The 22,778-nt window shown below is 65.9% G+C and carries 19 protein-coding genes; 14 read left to right on the top strand and 5 right to left on the bottom strand.

Annotated elements, in window-relative coordinates; genetic code table 11:
- Positions 1-128: 128 nt before the first annotated feature.
- Entirely contained in the window at positions 129-1,898 is a 1,770-nt protein-coding gene (locus NSE01_RS03650) for a cation:proton antiporter domain-containing protein (RefSeq protein WP_147158268.1), read from the bottom strand.
- Between the two features lie 112 nt (positions 1,899-2,010).
- On the opposite strand from NSE01_RS03650, the gene NSE01_RS03645 reads away from it, so the two are divergent.
- From NSE01_RS03645 to trxB, 3 genes are all read left to right on the top strand, one after another.
- On the top strand, positions 2,011-4,044 hold the full coding sequence (locus tag NSE01_RS03645; RefSeq protein WP_170233752.1) for a S9 family peptidase: 2,034 nt from the start codon (positions 2,011-2,013) through the stop codon (positions 4,042-4,044).
- Positions 4,045-4,057: 13 nt separating this feature from the next.
- Positions 4,058-4,996 (top strand): glutaminase, encoded by a 939-nt coding sequence (locus tag NSE01_RS03640; protein ID WP_147158266.1) that lies wholly within the window; start codon positions 4,058-4,060, stop codon positions 4,994-4,996.
- Positions 4,997-5,072: 76 nt separating this feature from the next.
- On the top strand, positions 5,073-6,044 hold the full coding sequence (trxB, locus tag NSE01_RS03635; protein ID WP_147158265.1) for a thioredoxin-disulfide reductase: 972 nt from the start codon (positions 5,073-5,075) through the stop codon (positions 6,042-6,044).
- Between the two features lie 4 nt (positions 6,045-6,048).
- On the opposite strand, the gene NSE01_RS03630 is transcribed toward trxB, so the two are convergent.
- Genes NSE01_RS03630 through NSE01_RS03615 form a run of 4 tightly spaced genes read right to left on the bottom strand, consistent with a single transcriptional unit; the run spans position 6,049 to position 8,855 of the window.
- Positions 6,049-6,825 carry a hydrolase 1, exosortase A system-associated gene (locus NSE01_RS03630; protein ID WP_147158264.1) on the bottom strand — a complete coding sequence of 259 codons (777 nt, stop codon included), beginning with the start codon at positions 6,823-6,825 and terminating at the stop codon, positions 6,049-6,051.
- The gene (locus NSE01_RS03625; protein ID WP_147158263.1) at positions 6,825-7,496 is read right to left on the bottom strand and encodes an alpha/beta hydrolase family protein; all 672 of its coding nucleotides are present in this window, start codon (positions 7,494-7,496) and stop codon (positions 6,825-6,827) included. Before NSE01_RS03625 ends, NSE01_RS03630 begins: the two co-directional genes overlap by 1 nt.
- A 9-nt stretch (positions 7,497-7,505) precedes the next feature.
- Positions 7,506-7,769 (bottom strand): acyl carrier protein, encoded by a 264-nt coding sequence (locus NSE01_RS03620; protein WP_147158376.1) that lies wholly within the window; start codon positions 7,767-7,769, stop codon positions 7,506-7,508.
- Between the two features lie 42 nt (positions 7,770-7,811).
- Positions 7,812-8,855: a GNAT family N-acetyltransferase gene (locus NSE01_RS03615; protein ID WP_307725964.1), complete on the bottom strand. Its 1,044-nt coding sequence runs from the start codon at positions 8,853-8,855 to the stop codon at positions 7,812-7,814.
- A gap of 35 nt (positions 8,856-8,890) precedes the next feature.
- On the opposite strand from NSE01_RS03615, the gene NSE01_RS03610 reads away from it, so the two are divergent.
- The 11 genes from NSE01_RS03610 (at position 8,891) to xrtA (ending at position 22,777) form a co-directional block, all read left to right on the top strand.
- Positions 8,891-10,426, top strand: coding sequence for an acyl-CoA ligase (AMP-forming), exosortase A system-associated (locus NSE01_RS03610; RefSeq protein WP_147158262.1), 1,536 nt, complete (start codon positions 8,891-8,893; stop codon positions 10,424-10,426).
- Between the two features lie 3 nt (positions 10,427-10,429).
- Positions 10,430-11,665, top strand: a complete 1,236-nt coding sequence (locus tag NSE01_RS03605) for a pyridoxal-dependent decarboxylase, exosortase A system-associated (protein WP_147158261.1) — start codon at positions 10,430-10,432, stop codon at positions 11,663-11,665.
- 232 nt (positions 11,666-11,897) lie between these two features.
- Complete coding sequence (locus tag NSE01_RS03600; RefSeq protein ID WP_371863199.1) at positions 11,898-12,527, top strand: XrtA/PEP-CTERM system exopolysaccharide export protein; 630 nt, start codon at positions 11,898-11,900, stop codon at positions 12,525-12,527.
- 13 nt (positions 12,528-12,540) lie between these two features.
- A complete protein-coding gene (locus tag NSE01_RS03595; RefSeq protein ID WP_147158260.1) occupies positions 12,541-14,058 on the top strand; it encodes an XrtA system polysaccharide chain length determinant in 1,518 nt (505 codons plus the stop codon).
- A 16-nt stretch (positions 14,059-14,074) separates the two neighbouring features.
- Entirely contained in the window at positions 14,075-15,067 is a 993-nt protein-coding gene (locus NSE01_RS03590) for a P-loop NTPase family protein (RefSeq protein ID WP_147158259.1), read from the top strand.
- A 2-nt stretch (positions 15,068-15,069) separates the two neighbouring features.
- A complete protein-coding gene (locus NSE01_RS03585) occupies positions 15,070-16,824 on the top strand; it encodes a preprotein translocase subunit YajC (protein WP_246135013.1) in 1,755 nt (584 codons plus the stop codon).
- Positions 16,825-16,841: 17 nt separating this feature from the next.
- Positions 16,842-18,032, top strand: coding sequence for an AAA family ATPase (locus NSE01_RS03580; protein WP_147158258.1), 1,191 nt, complete (start codon positions 16,842-16,844; stop codon positions 18,030-18,032).
- A 21-nt stretch (positions 18,033-18,053) separates the two neighbouring features.
- The gene (locus tag NSE01_RS03575; protein ID WP_174811986.1) at positions 18,054-18,959 is read left to right on the top strand and encodes an XrtA system polysaccharide deacetylase; all 906 of its coding nucleotides are present in this window, start codon (positions 18,054-18,056) and stop codon (positions 18,957-18,959) included.
- Positions 18,956-20,017 (top strand): FemAB family XrtA/PEP-CTERM system-associated protein, encoded by a 1,062-nt coding sequence (locus tag NSE01_RS03570; protein ID WP_147158257.1) that lies wholly within the window; start codon positions 18,956-18,958, stop codon positions 20,015-20,017. Before NSE01_RS03575 ends, NSE01_RS03570 begins: the two co-directional genes overlap by 4 nt.
- Complete coding sequence (locus NSE01_RS03565) at positions 20,014-21,228, top strand: TIGR03087 family PEP-CTERM/XrtA system glycosyltransferase (RefSeq protein WP_147158256.1); 1,215 nt, start codon at positions 20,014-20,016, stop codon at positions 21,226-21,228. Before NSE01_RS03570 ends, NSE01_RS03565 begins: the two co-directional genes overlap by 4 nt.
- A complete protein-coding gene (gene xrtA / locus NSE01_RS03560) occupies positions 21,218-22,777 on the top strand; it encodes an exosortase A (protein WP_174811985.1) in 1,560 nt (519 codons plus the stop codon). Before NSE01_RS03565 ends, xrtA begins: the two co-directional genes overlap by 11 nt.
- The last annotated feature ends 1 nt before the right edge of the window (position 22,778 follow it).

Raw genomic sequence — 22,778 nt, 5'->3', positions numbered from 1 at the left:
AGCCGGTCCTTGTCTCCAATACCTGCGTGCTCATGCCCCGCGCCTCCCCGTTGGCGTTCAGATTGCACCCATTGCGGACCAGCTGCAACGGATTGCTCTGACCAAGTCGGCGGCGCCGTCTGGGGCGACTATAGTCGATCCCGCAGCCCCGCTGCCTTGAGGCGCGGTTTCTCGTCCAGCCCACCACCCTTCATGATCGCCTCGCGCAGTTCGTCGCGCATTTCGTGGATCGAGGCGATTACCGGGCCCATCGCGACGCCCATGTCGACAAGGACGGCCTCGGAGAGCTGGAGCGAGCTTTCGAGCGTTTCGGGCACGGCATCGCTAGCACCGGCGCGGTAGAGCTCGGCGGCGTGGTCGGCATCGCGCGCGCGTACGATGATCGGCAGGTCCGGGTGTGCGGCGCGGATACGGCGAACGGTGCGGCTAACGAGGACGGGTTCGTCCATGGTGACGATCACCGCGCGGGCGGATTCGAGGTGTAGCTTGGCGAGCAATTCGGCATTGCCGACGTTGCCGTAGACCACTGGAACGCCCGCAGCGCGGGCCTGGGTAACCAGCGCCGGGTCAGCGTCGATAGCGAGCCAGGGGACATCGTGCCGCGCCAGCATGGTGCCCACAATCCGGCCAACGCGGCCATAGCCGAGCACAACCGCCTGACCGGTGGCATCGCTCGGCATGTCGATGACGGGGGCGTCCTGCGGGCGGTCCACTGCGCTTGCAATGCGGCGGCCGATCATCGCAAGCAGTGGGGTCAGTGTGAGGCCGAGCGCAGTGACGATCTGCCAGAACTGCGCGTTCTCGCGGCCAACAAGGCCCGCGGCTGCGGCGGCGGATAGCACGATCAGGGTCGTTTCTGAGGGTGAGGCAAGGAGCAGGCCTGCTTCGGCGGCGATGCCCCGGCTCGCGCCGCCCATGCGCAGGAGCAGTGCGGTGACGACTGCCTTGGCGGCAAGCACCGATGCCACGCCGAGCGCGATGGCGCCGAACTGGCGCCAGATTTCGAAAACATCGATCCCCATGCCAACGGTGATCAGGAACACACCGAGTGCGAGGCCCTTGAAGGGGGCGGTAAGGGCCTCGACTTCGCGCGAGTAGTCCGTTTCGGCAATCAGCAGGCCGGCGAGCAGCGCGCCCATGATCGGAGAAAGACCCGCCCCGGCCGTGGCCAGCGCGGCGGCAATCACCACGAGGAGGCTGAAGGCGAGAAACAGCTCAGGGCTCTTCGTGCGTGCCGCGCTGGCAAAGAGGCGCGGCAGGAGGAAGCGGCCGAGGGTGAGCATCAAGACCACGATGATCGCCCCGCGCACGAGTGTGTCGAACAGGGCCGTGCCGCTTTCTCCGCCCGGGCCGAATGCGCCGAGCACAAAGATGATCGGCACGAGTGCGATGTCTTCCAGTAGCAACATCGCCAGGGCCTTGCGGCCCACCGGGCTCTGGGTGCCGGCAATCGGGAGGACCAGCGCGGTGGAGGACAGCGCGAGGGCGATGCCCAGTCCTGCCGCCGCGGGCACATCGTGATGCATGCCCATCAGAACCAGCGTGAGCAGCGCTGCGGAGAGAAGCAGCTTGGCCGCGCCAAGGCCGAAGACTTGCGCGCGCATATCCCACAAGCGGCCGAACGAGAGTTCGAGGCCGATCTCGAAAAGAAGCAGGATCACGCCCAGTTCGGCAAACGGTGCAATCGCTTCGGGGCGACTGATCGTGATGTAATAGAGCTGCGGAATCTGGCCGACGAGGCGGCCGAGGCCGAAGGGACCGACCAGCACGCCCACAAGAATGAAACCGATCACCGGCGTGATCCGAGCGCGGGCGAAAGCGGGGATCACTATGCCTGCCGCGCCGAGAACGACGAGCGCATCGCTCATCGATGTATTGAATTCCAGATGGCCTGCCATCGAAACATCCTAGCCGGATAGCCCGTAATGTCATGGAAATAAGGTGCTGATTGCTTGCACCGCGATGGTGTGGTTACTCTCGCTGCCTGTCCGGTTCTTGGGGGAAACAGCAATGGCGGTAAGGGGTTGGCGCAAGGGTCTTGGCTGGGGCATTGCGGCGTGTACGCTGGCGGCGGCGCTGCCCGCCATGGCAGAAGGCGATGGAACTGCGGCCCGCCACACGGTCACCATGGACGACATCATGGCGCTGCGCTCGCTCTCCGGGCTCGACTGTGCACATGATGGCAAGCAGGCCGTCTATGTGGTTGGCGAGGCCGATCTGAAGGCAGACAAGCGGCGCAATGCGCTGTGGCTTGCAGACCTTGCCGGTGGCATGCCGCTGCAGCTGACGAGCGGTGAGGACATCGCGAGCGCGCCTTCGTTCAGCCCGGACGGCAAATCCATCGCGTTCCTCTCCAAGCGCGGGAAAGACAAGCAGGCGCAGATCTGGCTGCTCGATCGGCGCGGGGGTGAGGCGCGCAAGCTGACCGACGTGAAAAGCGATATCGCCGGGTTCCGCTGGTCGCCGGATTCAAAGACGCTGCTGCTGATGATCAGCGATCCTGCGCCCGAACCGCCGAAGGACGACGAAGATCGCCCGCTTCCGGTCGTGGTTAACGATGTGAAGTTCAAGCAGGACGGCGTGGGTTTCATCACCGCCGAGAGCCACGTCCATCTGGCCCTGTTCGATGTGGCCACGAAGACCGAGACGCGGTTGACGGCTTCGGATTCGTTCGATGTCACGACGGCCGAGTGGTCACCCGATGGCAAGTCCGTCGCCTATCTGACTGATCATACTGTGGATTTGACAGACCTTGGCGGCCAATGGCTGGCTGTAGTCGAGGCCAGGGCAGGCGCGGCGCCGAAGGTCGTGGCCAAGCTGCATGGGGCTCCGGGGCAGGCGCTCATCTGGTCGGCGGATGGCACGAAGATCACGCATCTGGTCGGGCCGGGCGGCAAGGCAGACCAATATGGCCAGCCGCATCTGGCCGAAACCGTAGTGGCGACCGGCGCAACGCGCATGGTGCCCTCGACGGCCAACATCTTCGTCAACGCGCCGGTGGACCTCGGCGCGGGTCAGATCGGTGTCGTGCTGTCCGAAGACCGGCATGAAGTGCCCGCCGTGGTCGATGCCAAGGGCATGTTACGGCGTCTGAATGACGGTACGCTTTCCGTGCTCGGCCAATGCGGTTCAGTGGTGCCCGGCGCACCGCGGGCGGTGCTCGCCAGTGGGGATGGCAAGCCGGCGGAAGTCTATGCGCTTGACGCAAAAGGCGGTCTCAAGCTGCTGACATCGCACAACAAGTCGGTGGCGGATCGGGTCGCCTGGGCCAAGGTCGAAGACTATGCGGCAACCGCCAAGGACGGCAACGATGTCCATGGCCTGCTGGTGCGTCCGGCAGGCGTAGCAGCAGGGGTGAAAGTTCCGACGCTGCTGTGGATTCATGGCGGGCCCAATGCGCAGGATATCCATGCAGTCGACGGTTACAGCATGATCGCCGAACTGCTCGCGGCGCAAGGCTATGCTGTGCTGATGCCGAACTATCGCGGCTCCTCGGGCCGGGGCGATGCTTATGCGGCGGCGATCGCAGCCGATTGGGGCCAGAAGGAGGTCGCTGATCTCCACGCCTCGCTCGATTGGGCGATTGCGCAGGGCTTTGCCGATCCGGCGCGGCTCGGCGCTGGCGGGTGGAGCTATGGCGGCATCCTGACCGACTTCCTGATCGTGCGTGACAACCGCCTGAAGGCGGCATTCAGCGGCGCGGGCGAAGGCAATATCTTCGCGCTGTTCGGGGTGGACCAGTACGTCCAGCAATACACGCAGGAGCTAGGTGCGCCGTGGAAGGAGCCGGAGCTGTGGATGCGGCTGTCAGAGCCGCTGCTCCACGCCGACCGGATCAAGACGCCGACGTTGTTCATGGGCGGCATGGCGGACGACAACGTGCCGCTGATCGGCGGGCAGCAGCTCTATCAGGCGCTCAAGATCACGGGCGTGCCCACCCGGCTCGTCGGCTATCCAGAGCAGAACCATGGCATTGCGCGGCCAAGCTTTCAGCGAGACCGGCTCGAGCGAATTGTTGACTGGTTCAAACAACACTTGAACTAGGATCCATAAGTTTATGAAAAACATTGCCTCGATCGTAGCTGACATTGCCGAAGAAATGCGCGGCATGACGGATCGGGGTCAGGTGGCAAACTATATCCCGCCGCTCGCCTGCGTCTCGCCGGACCGGTTCGGGATCGCGGTCGTCATGGCGGACGGGACTGTCCACGCGGGCGGGGATGCCGAGGAGCCGTTTTCGATCCAATCGGTTTCCAAGGTTTTCTCGCTGACTCTTGCCCTCGGGATGATCGGCGATGCGCTGTGGAGCCGTGTTGGGCGCGAACCTTCGGGCAGTGCGTTCAATTCGATCGTGCAACTCGAAACGGAGCAGGGCATCCCGCGCAATCCCTTCATCAACGCGGGAGCGATCGTGGTGGCCGACGTGCTGCTTGCGAGTGGCACACCGGCTGAGGCAATTGCGGGCGTGCTGCGCTTCGTGCGCGGTCTGGCGCGGGACGAGACTATCAGCATCGATGCGAGCGTGGCGGCGGCTGAGCTTGCAACCGGCTATCGCAACCTTGCGCTTGCCAACTACATGCGCTCGTTCGGCAATCTGATGCATCCGGTGGAGCAGGCGCTGGGGGTCTATTTCCATCAGTGCGCGCTTGCCATGAGCTGCCGGCAACTCGCGATGGCGGGACGGTTCCTTGCGCATGACGGGCGCGACCCGGCGACGGGTCGGTGCATCGTCACTCCGCAGCGCGCGCGGCGGATCAACGCGCTGATGATGCTGTGCGGACACTACGACAATTCGGGCGAGTTCGCCTTCCGGGTGGGCTTGCCGGGCAAGTCTGGCGTGGGCGGCGGGATCCTGGCGGTAGTGCCGGGAACGGCGAGCATTGCGGTGTGGTCCCCCGGCCTCAACGCCAAGGGCAATTCACAGCTTGGTGCACTGGCGCTGGAGCGGCTGGCGGCGCGGACCGGTTGGTCTGTCTTCGAGGCCGCTCAAGGTTAAATCGGGGATTAGCCCCAAGGCGGGACTCGTAATCCGCGCAGGCGCACCTTATTTCCCGCTCCCTCTGGAGGACTTCATGGCTACCACGCACAAGACCCGCATGCTCATCATCGGTTCCGGCCCGGCCGGGCTTTCCGCCGCCATTTATGGCGCGCGCGCGGGGATGGAGCCGATCGTGGTGCAGGGCTTGCAGCCCGGCGGGCAGCTTACGATCACCACCGATGTAGAGAACTATCCGGGCTTCCGCGATGTGATCCAGGGCCCGTGGCTGATGCAGGAAATGCAGGCTCAGGCCGAGCATGTCGGCACGCGGATGATGTGGGACACGATCACTGAAGTGAGCCTCGATGGCCCTCCGTTCCGCGCGCACGGCGATAGCGGCGATGTCTATGAAGGCGACGTGCTCGTGATCGCGACCGGCGCGCAGGCCCGCTGGCTGGGCGTGCCGGGCGAGCAGGAGTTCGGCGGGAAGGGCGTTTCGGCCTGCGCCACCTGCGATGGTTTCTTCTATCGCGGCAAGAAGGTCGTGGTGATCGGCGGCGGCAACACGGCGGTCGAAGAGGCGCTCTACCTCACCAACCACTCGCCCGAAGTGACGCTGATCCACCGCCGGGACAGTCTGCGGGCCGAGAAGATCTTGCAGGACCGCCTGATGAGCAATCCGCGCATCAAGGTGTTGTGGAACAAGGCCGTGTCTCGCTTTACCGGAGCGGCGGGCGGTGTGCTCGAAGCGGTCGAACTGGTCGATACGGTGACGGGTGAGGCTTCTTCACTGGCGACTGATGGCGCCTTCGTGGCGATCGGCCATGCGCCCGCGACCGAACTGTTCAAGGGCAAACTCGAACTCGACGAGAGCGGCTATATCGTGGTGCAGCCGGGCACGCCCAAGACGGCAATCCCGGGCGTGTTCGCTTGCGGTGACGTGATGGACCACACCTATCGTCAGGCCGTGACTGCGGCGGGGACGGGATGCATGGCTGCGTTGGATGCCGAACGGTTCCTTGCCGAGCATGCCTTTGCGGCAGCGCAGGCGGTGGCAGCGGAATAACGCTCTAGCGCGCTGCCTCGAGCAGGCGTTCCAGAAGCCACGCCTGCGCTTCTTCGCCGGCAAAGCTGTGTCCGCTGCTGGCGTGTCGCTGGATGCGCGCATCTTCGGCGGGCCAGACGGCTTCGAACATCTGCGCCGTGCGGTCTCCGCTCGCGAGCAGGATCGTGACCGGGCCGGAGAAGCGCATGAGGTTTGCGGCCATCTGATCGACCAGCGCCGATTTGGGTGCGCTTGAGGCCGCTGCGCGCATGCCCCGCGCCAGCTTCGCGAGGTTCACGCCGCCGGTCAGGAGCCTGAGGACCTCGCGCGGGTTGGCGAGCTTGGCGAGATAGCGCTGGCGGATCGCGGTGGGGGATGCGGCTTCGGCATCGTCCGTTTCCAATGTCCACGGATTGGCGAGGACGAGGCCATCGAGGCCAATGTCTGCGCCGTGCAGCATGAGCGCGGCGGCGGCATCGCAGTTCCCGAACGCAATCACGCGGCGCAGCGTTGGCACGGCCATGCGGAAGGCGGCGAGGGCGGCGGCGATATCGTCACGCGTGTTCTGGAAGCCGGGATCAGCGCCCTCGCTTTCGCCGATGCCGCGACGATCGTAGCGGAAGACGGGGACACCGACGGCAGCAAGCCGCGCCGCCAACTGGGCCTGACCGCCCCAGCTTCCGGCGCGCAGTTCACGTCCGCCAGAGACCAATAGAACGCCGGTTGAGTCGGTCGCAGCTTCCATGTCGAGCGTGCCGACGAGGGTGTCGTGGCCGCAGGGAAAAGTGAGATGCCGGCGCATCAGGCCGCCGCCTCGCCAGCGATGATCCTTGCGAGCGCGGCGGATTGCTCAGGGTCTTCACCCGGTTCGCTGCTGAGCCACAGGGCGCTGCCGCCGAGTTCGGCCTGACGGATCACGCGCTGTCCTTCGTCCTCGGGCAGGCTGGCATCGAGCCCGGCGACAAGGGCTGCCGAAAGGCGGTAGCCGGCGAGTTCGAGGCCTTGGTTTCGGCCCAGTTCCAGCAGTTCCGCGCTGTTTTCCTCGCGCCCGGCTTCCTTGGCCGAAAGGATGCGGGCGCGCAGCAACTGGCGCAGGATCGATGTACCTTTGACCGGCTCCAGCACCCAACCGGGAAGGCGGGTGGGGAACACCAGCGCGCCGCCGCGGATCGCCAGCACATGCGTCGCGGCGAAGTGGCCCGCGGCGGCGGCCATGGCATCGCGCCAACTGCGCAGGCTCTGCGCGGAGAAGGCTTGCAGGCTTTCGTTGCAGCCGGGGAGATCGGGCAGCATTGAATCGACGCCGAGCGCATCAAGCCGGCGCTGGGTCTCGATCAGCATCCGCCGCGTGCGGTTCATTTCCTCGAACAGCGGCGGAACAATCAGCAGGCGAACCTGCCGTGCGCTGTCGAAGACGACTGCGAGTTCATCGGCAATGCCGGCAGGTCCGGGGCAGGGCCAGGTTGCCGGCATAAGCTCGGGTCAGGCCCCGACGCGCTTGGCGCTGATGAAGGCGAGGAGATCGCCGAATGTGCCGAGCATGTCGCCATCGACTTCGTCGTCCTCGATCACCACGCCGAAGCGATCCTCGATTTCGGTGAGCAGGTTGGCGACGGCCATCGAATCGAGTTCGGGCAAGGCGCCGAACAGGCCGCTGTCTGCCGTTAGCGCTGCGGTGCGCGCGGGGCCAAGGCCAAGCACATCGTTCAGCAGGCTGCGCAAGTCGGTGTCGGTCTGATCGGTCAAAGTCACGGGGTAAAGCCTTGTGCTCAAAAGGAATGACGCGCCTTAGCCAGCAGTCTGCGGTGAAACAAGCGCAGGCTGGATACGCGGGCGCAGCAGGCGGCGGGCGGCGAGGCGTGCCAGCGCGGGCCAGTGGCCGACGGCGGCGGGGCGATAGAACTGCAGCGCGTAGCGGGGGCGCTGCTCCTCCATCCAGTCGCGCTTGTAGGCATCGTTGCCAGTGCCGAAATCGACCGTGTGGACATGGTCCTCGTCGATCACATGGCGGAACAACGCGGCGGTCAGCAGGGTGCCGGGTGAGTGGGCGCGGTGGGCTTCATCGTGAGCGAGCTTGTGGATCCATGCAGTGCCGCCTTCGACGGTCCAGAACTGGGCAGCGACGGCCTCGCCATCGATTTCGGCAATCCCCATGCGCAGCGCGCCAGCCGCGCTCTCGGCCATGGCGAAGGCGCGCAGGAACGCCGGATTGCCTTCCTCGGGCTTCCAGCTTTTCGCATAGATCGCTTCGTAGGCGGCCCAATCGGCATCGCTGAAGGTGCTTTCGATCCGGAGTGTAACCTTGCCGCGCGCGGTCTTGCGGCGGACGGTTTCACGCAGGGCGCCGGGGCGGGCGGCCCAGTATTGTTCGAAGCTTCGGCCCTCGAGGCTCAGGATGTGGTTCGTGTCACAGGGTTCGGCAATGCCGATCCATCCGGCCGCGCGGAAGGCTGCGGCGAGGGCCAGAGCTTCGGCTTCGGGCATGGGCGACAGGCGCGCTGCACCGGTGGGTGCGAGACTGCGCGCGATGGCAGCGAACAGGTCTGGCGCGCGCTGCGGCGCGTTCGTCAGCGGCCGGACGAAAAAGCTGTACCAAGTGCCAAGCGGTCCCGCGCCTTCTGGGCCTTCGCGGAAAGGGAGCGCGGCCAGTGCATCGCCTTCGCGCGCGACGGCGATCTTGCAGGGGGCGCCGGGCAGGCAATGCTCGGCAAGCAGCGTCAGCCAGTCCAGCCGGTCGAATGGCGCGCTGGCAGGCGAGCGGCCGAGCAACGCGGCGAGCGCCGGGTCAGCTTGCGCTTCCTGCAAATCAGCGTGATAGACCGTGATACCCAAACTCAGTTTCCCGCCTTTGCACCCGAGAGAGCCGCTTGCCCTCAGCGCCTGATCCGACCTTGTTCCCGCTCGATCACCTTGCGCTCAAGGGGCGACCGGATGCGCCCGCGCTGGTCTTCAAGACGCACGTGCTTACCTTCCAGGCGTTAAATCGGCGTTTAGGACAATTGGCGGCGTGGCTTTCGGCTGCCGTGCCGGAGCCGGGAGCGCGGGTGGCGACATGGCTGCCCAAGAGCGAGCTTGCCTGCCTGATACCGCTGGCGGCAGTGCGGGCAGGGCTCGTGCATGTGCCGGTCAACCCGCTGCTGAAGCGCGCGCAAGTCGCGCATATCCTGAGTGACAGCGGCGCGCTGCTGTTGATCTCGAACGCCGGGCGGCTGGCGACGCTCGAGGATGGGGATCTGGCCGCCGCCGTCGCGCATGAAGAAAGCGCGGTGTGGGCTGCGGTCGAGGGGCTTGCGCCGCTCGGCCCTTCGCAGGCGGCACCGGACGATCTTGCGGCGATTCTTTATACGAGCGGTTCGACCGGGCGGCCAAAGGGCGTGATGCTCAGCCACGCAAACTTGTGGCTCGGTGCGGTGAGCGTCGCGCATTACCTTGGGCTGGCAGATGATGACCGCGTGCTGGCGGTTTTGCCGCTCGCCTTCGACTATGGCCAGAATCAGCTGCTCTCGACGTGGTATGCTGGCGGCGCTGTGGTTCCGCTCGATTATCTGACCGCGCGCGATGTGGCGAAGGCGGTGGAGCGCCATGACATCACCACGCTGGCCGCCGTTCCGCCGCTGTGGGTGCAATTGGTGGAGTTGGACTGGCCCGAAGTGGCGGCGCGAAAGCTGCGTCGATTGACCAACAGCGGTGGGGCGCTGACCGAACCGCTGGTCCGATCGCTGCGAGCAAGGTTTCCGGAGGCGCGATTATTCCCGATGTACGGGCTGACCGAGGCGTTCCGTTCGACCTATCTCGATCCGGCGCTGGTCGATGCGCACCCGACTTCGATGGGCACAGCGATCCCGTTCGCCGAAGTCATTGTCGTCGCGGATGACGGGCGCGAGGCTGAGCCGGATGAGGAGGGCGAACTCGTCCACGCCGGCCCGCTGGTGGCGCAGGGTTATTGGCTGGATCCGGAGCGCACGGCGGAGCGGTTCAAGCCGGCGCCGGCGTTCTCGCGCGTGGGCGGCATGGCGGTGTGGTCGGGCGACCGGGTGCGGCGCGATGCGGCGGGGCTGCTGCACTTTGCCGGGCGCCGCGATGCGATGATCAAGACCTCCGGCAACCGGGTCAGCCCCCAGGAAGTGGAGGACGCAGCGATTGCGACCGGGCTGGTGGCCGAGGCTGTGGCGCTGGGGATGCCTGATCCGGCGCTGGGGCAGGCGATCCATCTGGTGGCGCGCGCGAAGGCGGATCCCGACGAAGCGGCGCAGTCTTTGCCTGCCGCGCTGGCCCGCGATCTGCCCGGTTTCATGGTGCCCCGAGTGATCCACTGGCGCGCAGAGATGCCGCTGAGCCCCAATGGCAAGCTCGACCGGGCGGGTCTTTACCAGGAATTATCGGACGCCGTGCGAGAGGGCTGAACCATGAAGCCGCTCGGCCCCATTCCCTCCGGATTTGCCGTGATCGATGGCGAGCTCGCCATCGGCGGGTGCAAGGCGTCGGATCTTGTCGCCGAGGCGGGGTCGCCGCTGTTTGTCTATGATGGTGCGCTCGTCACGGCACGGGTCGCGGCGTTGCGCGCGGCGCTGCCGGAGCGGCTGGGGCTGCACTATGCGATGAAGGCCAATCCTTTCGCGCCGCTGCTGAGGCATGTGGCGGGACTGGTCGACGGGTTCGACATCGCCTCTGGCGGCGAACTTGCGATGGCAGAGGCGGCGGGGGTGCTGGCCGCGCGGATCAGTTTTGCCGGGCCGGGCAAGCGCGATGAGGATCTTGAGGCCGCGATCAGCCGGGGCGTGACGCTGAACCTTGAATCCGCGCGCGAAGCCGAGCGGGCACTGGCGATCGGCGAACGACTTGGCTGCGCGCCAAGGCTGGCGATCCGGGTCAATCCCGATTTCGATCTCAAGGGATCGGGGATGAAGATGGGCGGCGGCGCCAAGCCCTTTGGTGTCGACGCGGCGGCGGTGCCTGCCTTGGCCCGAAGGATCATTGCTTCAGGCGCAGAGTGGCGCGGCCTTCACATCTACGCCGGGAGCCAGACGCTCGACGCTGCCGCGATCGCCGAAATGCAGGCCGCCACGATTGCGCTGGCGGCGCGGCTGGCGGAGGAAAGCGGCGCTGCGCTTCCAGCCTGCAATCTTGGTGGCGGTTTTGGCATCCCCTATTTTCCGGGCGATTTGCCGCTCGATCTTGCAGCGGTGGGTGCGGCTCTTGGCGAGCAGTTCGCCGCGTTGCCCGATGTGCTGCATGGCACCGCGTTCTGCATTGAGCTGGGGCGCTATCTTGTTGGCGAAGCAGGCGTTTATCTGACGCGTATCGTTGATCGGAAGGAGAGCCACGGCGAGGTGTTTCTCGTCACCGATGGCGGCCTTCATCATCAGTTGGCGGCAAGCGGCAACTTCGGGACTGTGGTTCGGCGCAATTACCCCAGTGCCATCGCCACGAAGTTTGGCTTGGCACCCGAAGAGGAAGCCAGCATCGTCGGCTGCCTGTGCACCCCGCTTGACCGGCTGGCCGACAAGGGCGGCTTCCCGCGCGCCGAAGAGGGTGATCTCGTCGCGGTATTTTGCGCCGGTGCCTACGGCGCGAGCGCAAGCCCTGTCCACTTCCTTGGACACGGCCCTGCGGCTGAACGTCTGGTTAACCCAAGGGCCTGATTTCTAGGTATTAACGATTAGCCCGAGCGCCGTCCCGTTACGGGACTTTGGCGGAAATCCGCTTGTGTGGATCCCAGCTTACGCATCAGGACTAACGGTATCTTCACCCTTTTTGGCGATAGCCGGGAAGTCATGGGAGGTCCCCATGGTCCCGCCGCGGGACGAATGGGACAGCCTGCCCGATGCGCGCAAAGGACGTTCAATGCCCAAGTATACGCGTGTTTCCCGCCAGATGGCCGGCATGCTGGGGTCAGCGATCACGCTGAGCCTCATGCTCGGCGGCTGCGCAGGCGGCGGTGGAAGCGCGCAACTGCCGCCAGCGTCCTTCGTGGCCTTGCAGGAAGGCCCGGGCGAGGAATACGTAATCGGGCCGCTCGACGACCTGACCATTTTCGTCTGGCGCAATCCGGAGCTCGGCGCCTCGGTGCAAGTGCGGCCTGACGGGCGCATCACCACGCCGCTCATCACCGACATGCCGGCCGTGGGCAAGACCCCCTCGATGCTGGCCGAGGACATCAAGCTCCAGCTTTCGCAGTACATTCAGGAACCGATCGTCTCGGTCATCGTCAACAAGTTCTCGGGCACGTTCAGTCAGCAGGTGCGCATTGTCGGCGCCACTGGCAAGCCGGCCTCGATCCCCTACCGCGCCAACATGACGCTGCTCGACGCGATGATCGCGGTGGGCGGTCTTTCCGAATATGCCGCCGGAAACAAGGCGCGACTGGTGCGTTTCGACAAGCAGACCGGCCAGCAGAAGGAATACGGCGTGCGGATCGGGGATCTGCTGCGCAAGGGCGATACCCGCGCCAATGTCATGCTGATGCCCGGGGATGTCATCATCATTCCCGAAAGCACGTTCTGAGGATGCGCGCCGCATGACGAGCATCTACGAAGAAGTGCGCATCGCGCTCTACGGCATCTGGCACCGGCGTTGGCTGGCGCTGGGCGCGGCCTGGCTGGTTTGCCTGCTCGGCTGGCTGGTGGTCGCCACAGTGCCCAATACCTACGAATCCAAAGCGCGCATCTTCGTTCAGATCGACGACGTCCTTTCGGACCAGATCGGCATCGGCGGCGACCGCAAGCGCGATATCGAGCGCGTGCGCCAGACGCTGACCAGCTCGGTCAATCTCTCCAAGGTCGTGCGTGCTACCCGGCTGGGCGACAAGGTTACGTCCGACAAGGAGATGGAGGCCGCAGTTGCCGCGCTGGGCAAGAACATCAAGGTTGTGAGCCAGCAGGACAACCTGTTCGAGATCAGCGCATATTCGGGCAGCAAGGCCTATTCCGATGTCCAGAACGCCAAGCTTGCGCAGGATGTCGTGCAGAAGATGATCGACATCTTCCGCGAGGAAAACCTTGCCGGCGGGCGCGGTGAAATGAGCGACACGCTGGCCTTCATGGATCAGCAGCTGGCTGATCGCCAGAAGGACCTCGAGGCGGCCGAACAGAAGCGCCAGGCGTTCGAGGCGAAGAATGCCGAGATGATGCCGGGCAATGGCTCGCTTTCAAGCAAGATCGAAGGTGCGCGCGCGGAACTGCGCGGGGTCGAATCGGATCTGCTGGCAGCACAGAGTGCGCTCGCCTCGGTGCGCGGACAGCTTTCGGGCACTCCGCCGACGATCATGATGCCGGGCGTGAGCGGCGGTGCGAAGGGTTCGCTGGCGCAGGCGCAGGCCGAACTCAGCGGGATGCGCGCGCGGGGCCTTACCGACAGCCATCCCGATGTGATCGCGATGAAAGCGCAAGTCGCGGCCCTCCAGCGCGCGGCCGCGGGGGACAGCGGCCCAGCGGGTATGCCCAACCCTGCCTACTCCTCGCTCCAGTCGATCAAGGCAGACCGCGAGGCCAACATCGTGGCGCTGCAATCGCGCCGCACCTCGCTCAACCAGGAACTGGCTCAGCTGACTGGCCGCCAGTTCAGCGAGCCCGGCCTTGCCGCTGAAGCGGCCCGCATCAACCGCGACTATGACGTGCTCAAGGAACAGTACGACAAGCTGCTGCGCGACCGCGAGCAACTGCGCTTGCGCGGGCAGGTCGAAACCGAGCGCAATGCGGTGAAGTTCGAAGTGATCGATCCGCCGACGACGCCGCGCAAGCCATCCGCACCGGATCGGCCGATGCTGCTGTTCCTCGTCCTCATCGTAGGCGTGGCGGCGGGCTGCGGCAGCGCTTTCGCAGTCGGCCAGCTGCGCTCGACTTACGCGACGACCGGCCAGCTCGAGCGGGCGACCGGCATGCAGGTGGTCGGCTCGGTAACCCTGACACTGACGCGTCCGGCGCGTGCTCAATATTGGCGGCAGCTCAAATGGTTTGCGGGAGGCGTTGCGAGCCTCGCCTTCGTGATGGTCGTACTCCTTGCGATCGAATTCATGAAACGCAGCATGGTCGCCTGAAGGAACGGATGAGATCATGACCGAACAGAGCAAGATCCCGGTTCCCAAGGACACGTCCGAGGCGCGCTCGCTGATCGAGCGGGCTGCGGGGACGTTCGACCTGCGCGCATTTCAGGCACCGCTCGCGCCGAAGTTGCCCGAACCGCGCGAGCGTGCACCGTTTTCGGCCGAAGCGGCCGAACCCGCGCAGCCGGTCCAGCGCGTTGCGCCGCCGGCACGCCCTGAAGCAGCTCCGCCGGCCTTTGATGGCATTCCGGCGCGGCAGGCTTTTCGCGGCGTATTCCATCCGATCGATCGCAAGCATCTGCGCGAGCAGAGCCTGATCGAGCCCGAGGGGCCGGTTACGGGCTTGCTCGAGGAATTCCGGATCGTGAAGCGCCAGCTGCTGATGACGGCAGCGGAATCGCGCGCCGGACGCGGTGCGCCGCACGGCAACCGCATTCTCGTCTGCTCGTCGCACCCGGGTGAGGGGAAGACCTTCTGCGCCGTCAATCTCGCGCTGTCGATCGCGGCTGAGAAGGACACCGAAGTGCTGCTTGTCGACGCCGATTTCGCCAAGCCAAGCGTGCTTTCGGCGCTGGGGCTGCCGGGTGGACGCGGCCTGATGGATGCACTGGCTGATCCCGATATCGCGGTCGAGGACTGCATCATCGGCACCGATATTGCCGGGTTTTTCGTGCTGCCTGCGGGCAATTCAACAGGCCACGATACCGAGCACCTCGCCTCGGCCTATACGGCGCAGGTCCTCGCACGGCTTACCGCGCAGGCGCCGAACCGCATCGTCATTTTCGACAGTCCGCCGGTCCTTGCGGCGTCGCCCGCTTCGGAACTCGCGCATCATGTCGGCCAGGCGCTGATGGTGGTGCGCGCTGACCAGACCGGCGAAGCGGCGCTGCGCGATGCCGTCGGCATTCTCTCGGGCTGCGAGGACATCAAGCTCCTGCTCAACTGCACCCGCTTCTCACCCACCGGGCGCCGCTTTGGCTCCTACTACGGGTACAAGGAATGACCATGGCGCGGATATCGACCCATGCATTCATGGCCAGCGCGCTGGCCATAACGCTCTTCTCCGGCACGGCGCACGCACAGTCGCTGCCCTATGGCGATCCCGGCGACAGCGAGGCGATCTCCGGCGGGGACAGCGCGCCATCGGGGACGGATGCGCCGCGCGGTGGCGATTCCCGCAGCGGCGGCCGGAGCCTGGGTAATGCCGGCGGCAGCGGCCGGATGAAGATCCAGCCCTACATCGAACTCAGCCAGAGCGTGCTTGCCCGGCTTCAGCCAACGCACGAGACGCTGACCTATTCGAGCGTGGCAGTTGGCGTCGATGCCTCGCTGACCGGGCGGCGAACCGAAGGCTCGGTCTCGGTCCGCTATGAGCGGCGCTTTGCCGAAAGCGGCAATATCGTCAGCAACGACACGATTTCTGGTCTTGCCCGCGTGCGTCACGATCTTGTCCCGCGCGAACTGACGATCGAGGCCGGCGGCCTCGCTACGCGTACACGGTTCGATCCGAGCGGTGCGTCGCGCCTCGGCTCGGTGGAGACGGGCGACCGGGTGGCGCAAGTCTATTCGCTTTATGCCGGGCCTGCGGTTTCGACCCATGTGGGTGAAGTCGCGGTCAAGGGCTCCTATCTTCTTGGCTATACCAAGGTGAACACACCGCGGCTTCCGGTAACGGGTCTGCCCGCGGGGCAGCCGCAGCCGCAAGGTGATATCTTCAATCACTCGGTGGCGCAGTCTGCGCAGGCGTCAGTCGGCGTCGCGCCCGGTACAGTGCTGCCGATCGGCTTGACCGCAAGCGGCGCCTACAATCAGGAAGACATCGCCAACCTCGACCAGCGTGTGCGTGAGCTTCGCGCCGGGTTGCAGGCAACGCTGCCGATCAACCAGGAACTTGCGCTGATCGGTGATGTGGGCTGGCAGGACGTGAAGGTTTCCTCACGCGATGCCGTGCGCGGACCGGGCGGCGTGCCGGTTGTGGGCAGCGATGGGCGCTATGTTACGGACAAGTCCAAGCCGCGCCAGATTGCCTATGATGTTACCGGCCTGACCTGGGATGTCGGCGTGATGTGGCGCCCCAGCCGGCGCACCTCGCTGAGCGCCTTCGTCGGTCGCCGCTATGACAGCATGACTTACTACGGCTCGCTGTCGTACACACCGAACGCGCGCAATGCGCTGCAGATCGACGTGTTTGATGCGGTAAGCGGCTTCGGTTCGACCATCGGCAACGCGGTGCGCGGCCTGCCGACCGACTTCACGGCTGATCGCAATCCCTTCAGCGGCGATATCTCGGGCTGCGCGGCCGGCGCGCAAAGCGGCGGCTGCGTGAATGGCGCACTGGGCTCGATCGCATCGGCGGCGTTCCGCACCCGGGGCGTTTCGGCATCGTACAGCCATTCGCTTGGCAAGCTGCGCATGGGGTTGGGGGCCGGCTATCTGCGGCGCAAGTTCATCGGGGCGAAGGGCACCGTGCTTGAGGCCGCCAACGGCCGCACCGATCAGAACTTCTACGTGAGCGGCCAGATTTCAGGGCCGATCGACCGGCTCACCGCTTTCACCGTTGCCGTCTACGACAGCTGGTACAAGTCGGGCGTTTCCGAGCTGGCCGATGTGAATTCCTTCGGCGTCAATGCCGGTCTCACGCACCAGTTTACCCGCCGGCTTGTCGGCAATGCCGGGGTCGGCCTCGATATGATCAACCGCAAGGCCTTCTCCGACGATCTGATCGCCACCGGTCAGGTCGGCCTGCGCTACAACTTCTGAAGAGGGCGTCCCCCACGATGTACGATACGTTCTACCAGCTGACCGGACGGCCTTTCCAGCTTACTCCCGATCCCGAGTTCTATTTCGAGAGCGGAACCCACCGCAAGGCATTGTCCTATCTCGGTTATGGCCTTGCGCAGGGGGAAGGCTTCATTGTCATCACGGGCGCGGTCGGGGCTGGCAAATCGACGCTGGCCGCGCATCTTCTTGCCACGATCGACCGCCAGCGGCTGACTGCGGCGCAGATCGTGACGAGCCGGCTCGATGGCGGCGAGATGGTTCACATGGCCGCGCGCGCATTTGGAATTGCGGTTTCCGGCCACGACAAGGCCAGCGCGCTCGGCATGATCGAGGCGTTCCTTCACGAGGAAGCGCGCGCCGGGCGCCGCTGCCTGCTGGTGGTGGACGAGACCCAGAACCTCTCGATCGAGGCGCTGGAAGAGCTGCGCATGCTCTCCGACTTCCAGCTTGGTGCGCATCCGCTGCTGCAGATCCTGCTGCTCGGCCAGCCCGAGTTCCGCGATCTCCTGCAGAATTCTCCGCGCCTTGAGCAGCTGCGCCAGCGCGTCATCGCGACGCACCACCTCGAGGCGATGGAGCCGTCCGAAGTCGGGCCCTATGTGCTGCACCGTCTCGCCTGCGTTGGCTGGATCGGCAACCCTGCGTTCGATGAAGGCCTGTTCGCTGATCTGGGCCGCGCGACCGGCTGTCTGCCGCGCCGGATCAACCAGATGGTCGGCCGCTTGCTGCTGATGGGAGCGGTCGAGCAGAAGACCCACATCGACAGCGCAATGCTGGCCGAAGTTCTTGCCGATCTCGAGCGGGATGGATCGCTGGCCGATCCGGCTGCCCCCGCACCAGCACCTGCACCGTTGATTGCGCAGGAAGTGCCAGCGGCTGCTGCAGCCGAAGTGCCTTCGTCGGCGATTGCAGCGCTTGCCGGGCTCCAGAAGGCGCTGACGACTCACGCAGAGCAGATCGTCGAGCTGCAGAAAGCAGTGCTCGAACTGGCCGATATGCCCGCACCCCCGGCTGCGGCTTCCGCCAGCGATGCGCGGACCGAGGCGCTGGAAGCCGCGCTTGGCGCGCTGCAGCAGCGCATCGTCGCGCTCGAAGCGCGCGGCGCCGAGCAGGAGCAGGCCATTCGCCACGTGCTGACGATGCTGATCGAATGGCTCGAAAGCGAATCGCCCCGCCGGGCAGCCTGAACTGAAAGGACCGACGACACCATGTCCGGCCCCGATCTTGGTCACCCGCTGCCGTCTGGTGCCGTGCTCAACGGCATGTCAGTCGACGTCGAGGATTGGTTCCAGGTTGGCGCGTTCGAGCATGTGATCGCGCGCGGTGAGTGGGATGGGCTTGACCGCCGGGTCGAGGCGAACTGCGACCGCGTACTGGCGCTGTTTGACGAGGCCGGGGTCAAGGCGACCTTCTTCACGCTGGGCTGGGTGGCAAAGCGGCACGGCGCGATGATGCGCCGGATCGCCGCGCAGGGTCACGAGATCGCCAGCCACGGTTGGGACCACAAGCGCGTGTTTGCCATGGGCGAGGCTGCGTTTGCAGAGGATATCGCCCGGGCGCGGGCCGTGCTTGAAGACACCAGCGGCAGCGCGGTGACCGGCTACCGAGCGCCCAGCTTTTCGATCGATGCGCGCACGCCTTGGGCGCACGAGGTGCTGGCGAGGCATGGCTATGCTTATTCCTCCAGCGTCGCGCCGATCGTCCACGATCACTACGGCTGGCGCGAGGCGCCCCGCTTCGCGTTCCGCCCGGTTGCGGGTTCGCCGCTGGTAGAAGTGCCGGTGACGACGGTGGAATTGGCCGGGCGGCGGATGGCTGCTGGCGGCGGCGGGTTCTTCCGTTTGCTTCCTTATGCCGTTTCGCACTGGGCGGTGGACCGCGTGAACCGCCGCGAAGGACGGCCGGCCGCATTCTATTTCCACCCATGGGAAGTCGATCCCGGCCAGCCGCGCCGTACTGATGCGCCGCTGCGCTCGCGCTTTCGGCACTATACCAACCTGTCTGCGATGGCTGGCAAGCTCCAGCGGCTGCTGGGCGCCTTTGCTTGGGGGCGGATGGACGCCGTCGTCGCCGCCGAAGCCGCGCGGCTCGATGCCGAGCAGGTCACCGCGTGAACGCGCCGTTCCGCCCCTCGTTGACCAAGATTCGCCTCGCCGATCCGGGTGACCGGGGCGCGCTTGCGCGCTTTGTCTCGGAAGCCGAAAATGCGACACCGTTCCACCGGCCCGAGTGGCTGGAGGCTGTGACCCGTGCGACTGGCCACCCGGCCCATGTGCTGCTGGCGGAGCGCGAGGGTGCGATTGCCGCGCTGCTGCCGCTCCATGCCGCGCATTCGCCGCTGTTTGGCCGTGCGCTGGTCTCGACCGGATTTGCCGTGGGGGGCGGCCTGCTGGGTGATCCCGATGCGGCACGCGATCTCTTTGCAGCTGCGACCGAACTTGCCCGGCGGCTGACTTGCCCGACGGTGGAAGTGCGCGGCGGAGTAATGCCCGCGGACGCGGCATGGCATATCAAGCGCGATAGCCATGCCGGATTTGTCGCGCCGCTCGCCGCCGATGATGAAGCGCAGCTAACGTGGATTCCGCGCAAGCAGCGCGCCGAAGTGCGCAAGGGGCTGGCCAATGCGCTGGACGTCCGCGTCGGCCGCGAGGCGCAGGACCGCGACTGGCACTACGCCGTATACGCCGAATCCGTCCGCAATCTCGGTACGCCGGTGTTTCCCCGCGCGCTGTTTGAAGCAGTGATGGATGCCTTCGGTGCAGACGCCGATATCCTGACGGTCCTGCACGAAGGCCGCGCGGTGGCCTCGGTGCTCAGCCTCTATCATCGCGGCGCGGTCATGCCATACTGGGGCGGCGGCGTTCATGCCGCGCGAAGCCTCCGCGCCAATGACGTCATGTACTATGCGCTGATGTGCCACGCGCGCAGGCGCGGCTGCGACCGGTTCGATTTTGGCCGTTCCAAGACCGATACAGGCGCCTACCACTTCAAACGCAACTGGGGCTTTGAGCCGCAGCCACTGAGCTATGCCGTGTGGAGCGCCGATGGCGCACCTCCCCGCGATGTCAATCCGCTGAGCCCGCGTTACAAGGCCAAGATTGCGCTGTGGCAGAAGCTACCGCTGGGGGTGGCAAACCGCGTCGGGCCGTTCATCGCGCGGGGGCTGGCATGAGCGAGGTTCTGTTCCTTGCGCACCGCGTGCCGTTTCCGCCCGATCGGGGGGACAAGATCCGCTCGAACCACCTGCTCCGCCGGATCGCCGAGCTTGCCCCGGTTCACGTCGGTGCGCTGGCCGATGACGCGGCAGATCTGGCGCAGGAAGGCGAGCTTGCCGCGATTGCCGCAAGCCGCTGCATCGTGCGTCGCAGTGCGCCGCTTCCGCTCGCCGCCCTCGCGGCGCTGGGGCAGGGGCTGCCGGTCAGCCTCGCGGCGTTTTCTTCCGCGAAGCTGCAGCGCTGGGTGAATCAGGTGCTCCAGACCCGGCCGATCTCGGCCATTTTCGTGTTCTCCGGGCAGATGGCGCAATATGTGCCGCCCGAATTCCGGGGCCGGGTCGTGATGGATTTCGTCGATGTCGATTCGGCGAAGTTCGAGGCATATGCCCAGACCGGCGCCCTGCCGCGCCGCCTGCTCTATGCGCGCGAGGCACGGCTGCTGCGCCGGTTCGAGGAGGCGACGGCGCGCCGGGCGACGACCAGCTTGTTCGTCAGCAGCGAAGAGCGCGCCTTGTTCGAAAGCCGCCTCAGCGGCGCTGCTCGCCCTGATGTCCGCGCACTGGGCAATGGCATCGATACCCAGCTATTCGATCCGGCCACGGTCGAACCAGCGCCAGAGCTTGCGGGCGATGGCCCCAGCATCGTGTTCACCGGGCAGATGGACTATCCGCCCAACATCACTGCAGTTGAACTTTTCGCGCATGAAGTGATGCCGCTGATCCGGCAGGCCCATCCGCAGGCTCGCTTCGCGATTGTCGGCCGTGCGCCAACCCCGGCGGTCCGGGCGCTCGGCGGGCTGAATGGTACGCTTGTGACCGGTGCGGTTCCCGATGTGCGGCCGTGGCTGGCAGGCGCGGATATCGTCACGGCACCGCTGCTGATCGCGCGCGGGGTGCAGAACAAGGTGCTTGAAGCCATGGCGATGGCCCGCCCGGTGCTGCTGACACCGGCAGCGGCAACCGGCATTGGCGGCACGGATAGTGAGCATTTCGCCCTCGCCGAGGCTCCGCTCGCGCTTGCCGGCCGCGCGCTTGCGCTGTTGGCAGACCCCGCGGCAGCGCAATCGATGGGGACGGCTGCGCGGCGCTTCGTCGTCGATGAATGCGGGTGGGACCGGGTGCTTGAACCGCTGTGTGCGCTGATCGGAGCGCAGTCCGATGCAGCCTGAGCAAACGCTTCCGGCACGTCCTGCAGGCCTGATGGCGCGGGTGCCGGCACACTGGCGCACGCCATTGATCCAGCTCACCGCGACGTGGCTTGTCCTCATTGCCCTGTTCTTCGGCGATTGGCGCGACATGGTGCGGCAGTGGTGGGACAGTTCGACCTACAACCATATCCTGCTGATTCCGCCAATCCTGGGTTGGCTGGCGATGCAGCGCTCCAGCGAGACAGCGCGGATCACACCGCGCGCGTGGTGGCCCGGGCTTGTCGTGATGGCCGGCGCGGTGTTCCTGTGGGTGCTTGGCGATTTCTCCGGTCTGAGCCTTGCGCGGCAACTCGCTGCGGTGGTGATGCTGCAAGGGGCTGCGCTCGCGCTCTTGGGGCCGCGCGTTGCCGCCGCGCAGCTGTTTCCCCTTGGCTATATGCTGGCGCTGGTCCCCTTCGGTGATGAACTGATCCCGTTTCTGCAGACGATCACCGCCAAGCTGACGATGGTGCTGCTGGCGATCACGCAGATCCCGGCCTCCATCGACGGCGTCTTCATAACCACCCGCTTCGGCTATTTCGAGGTGGCGGAAGCCTGCTCGGGCGTGAAGTTCCTGATCGCGATGATCGCCTATGGTGCACTGGTCTCCAACGTGTGCTTTGCAAGTTGGTGGCGGCGCGCGGGTTTCATGGCGCTTTCGGTCGTGGTGCCGGTGCTGGCCAACGGGGTGCGCGCGTGGGGCACGATCTACATCGCCAGTTGGCGCGGCATCGAATTTGCCGCGAGCTTCGATCATGTCTTCTACGGCTGGGTGTTCTTCGCGCTGGTCATGGGGCTGGTCATGGTGGTCGGCTGGCGCTTCTTTGATCGCAAGGTCGATGCTCCGCTTGTTGACGGCGAGGCGATTGCCGCATCGCCGCTGCTCGCCCGGCTTGAGCGCATGGCGCTGCCCGCGCCTGCGGCGCTCGGCGCAGTCGCGGCGCTTGCGTTGGCGGGTCTGGCATGGAGCGCAGCAGCAAACCGCATCGCTGCGCCGATGCCCGCCTATATTGCGCTGCCTTCGGTGCCCGGCTGGGAACTCGATGCCACCGCGCCCAAAGCCGAATGGTATCCGCTGCACACTGGCGCAGATCACCGGCTTGTGGCGCGCTTTGCTGACGGCAAGGGCCACGTGGTCGATCTCTCCTTCGCGCTCTATGCGGCGCAAGGCGATGGCAAGGAGGCAGGCGGGTTTGGCCAGGGCGCCTTGCCGATGGGCAGTCGCTGGGCGTGGGAAGCGCCTGGAACCAGCTTTACCGAGGCGAAGAGTGATGTGATTCAGGCGCCGGGGCCGGTCCACCGCCTTGCTGTAACGTGGCTGCGCACCGGCGAATTGCTCACGGGCAGCAATACCCGTCTCAAGCTCGCCAACATGGAAGATCGCCTGCTGCTCCGCCCTCGCGCGACGATGGCGCTGATCCTCTCCGCCGAAGCAGGGGATGGCCCATCGCCGGAGGACTCAATCCGCTCGTTCCTTGCCGCCACCGGGCCTGTCGCGCCGTGGATGGACCGCATGGCGCGCGTCCGGTAAG

The sequence above is a fragment of the Novosphingobium sediminis genome (assembly GCF_007991615.1).
Lineage (GTDB): Bacteria > Pseudomonadota > Alphaproteobacteria > Sphingomonadales > Sphingomonadaceae > Novosphingobium > Novosphingobium sediminis.
The sequence above is the reverse complement of the archived record's forward strand: the minus strand, read 5'-3'. Positions and strand labels throughout refer to the sequence as shown.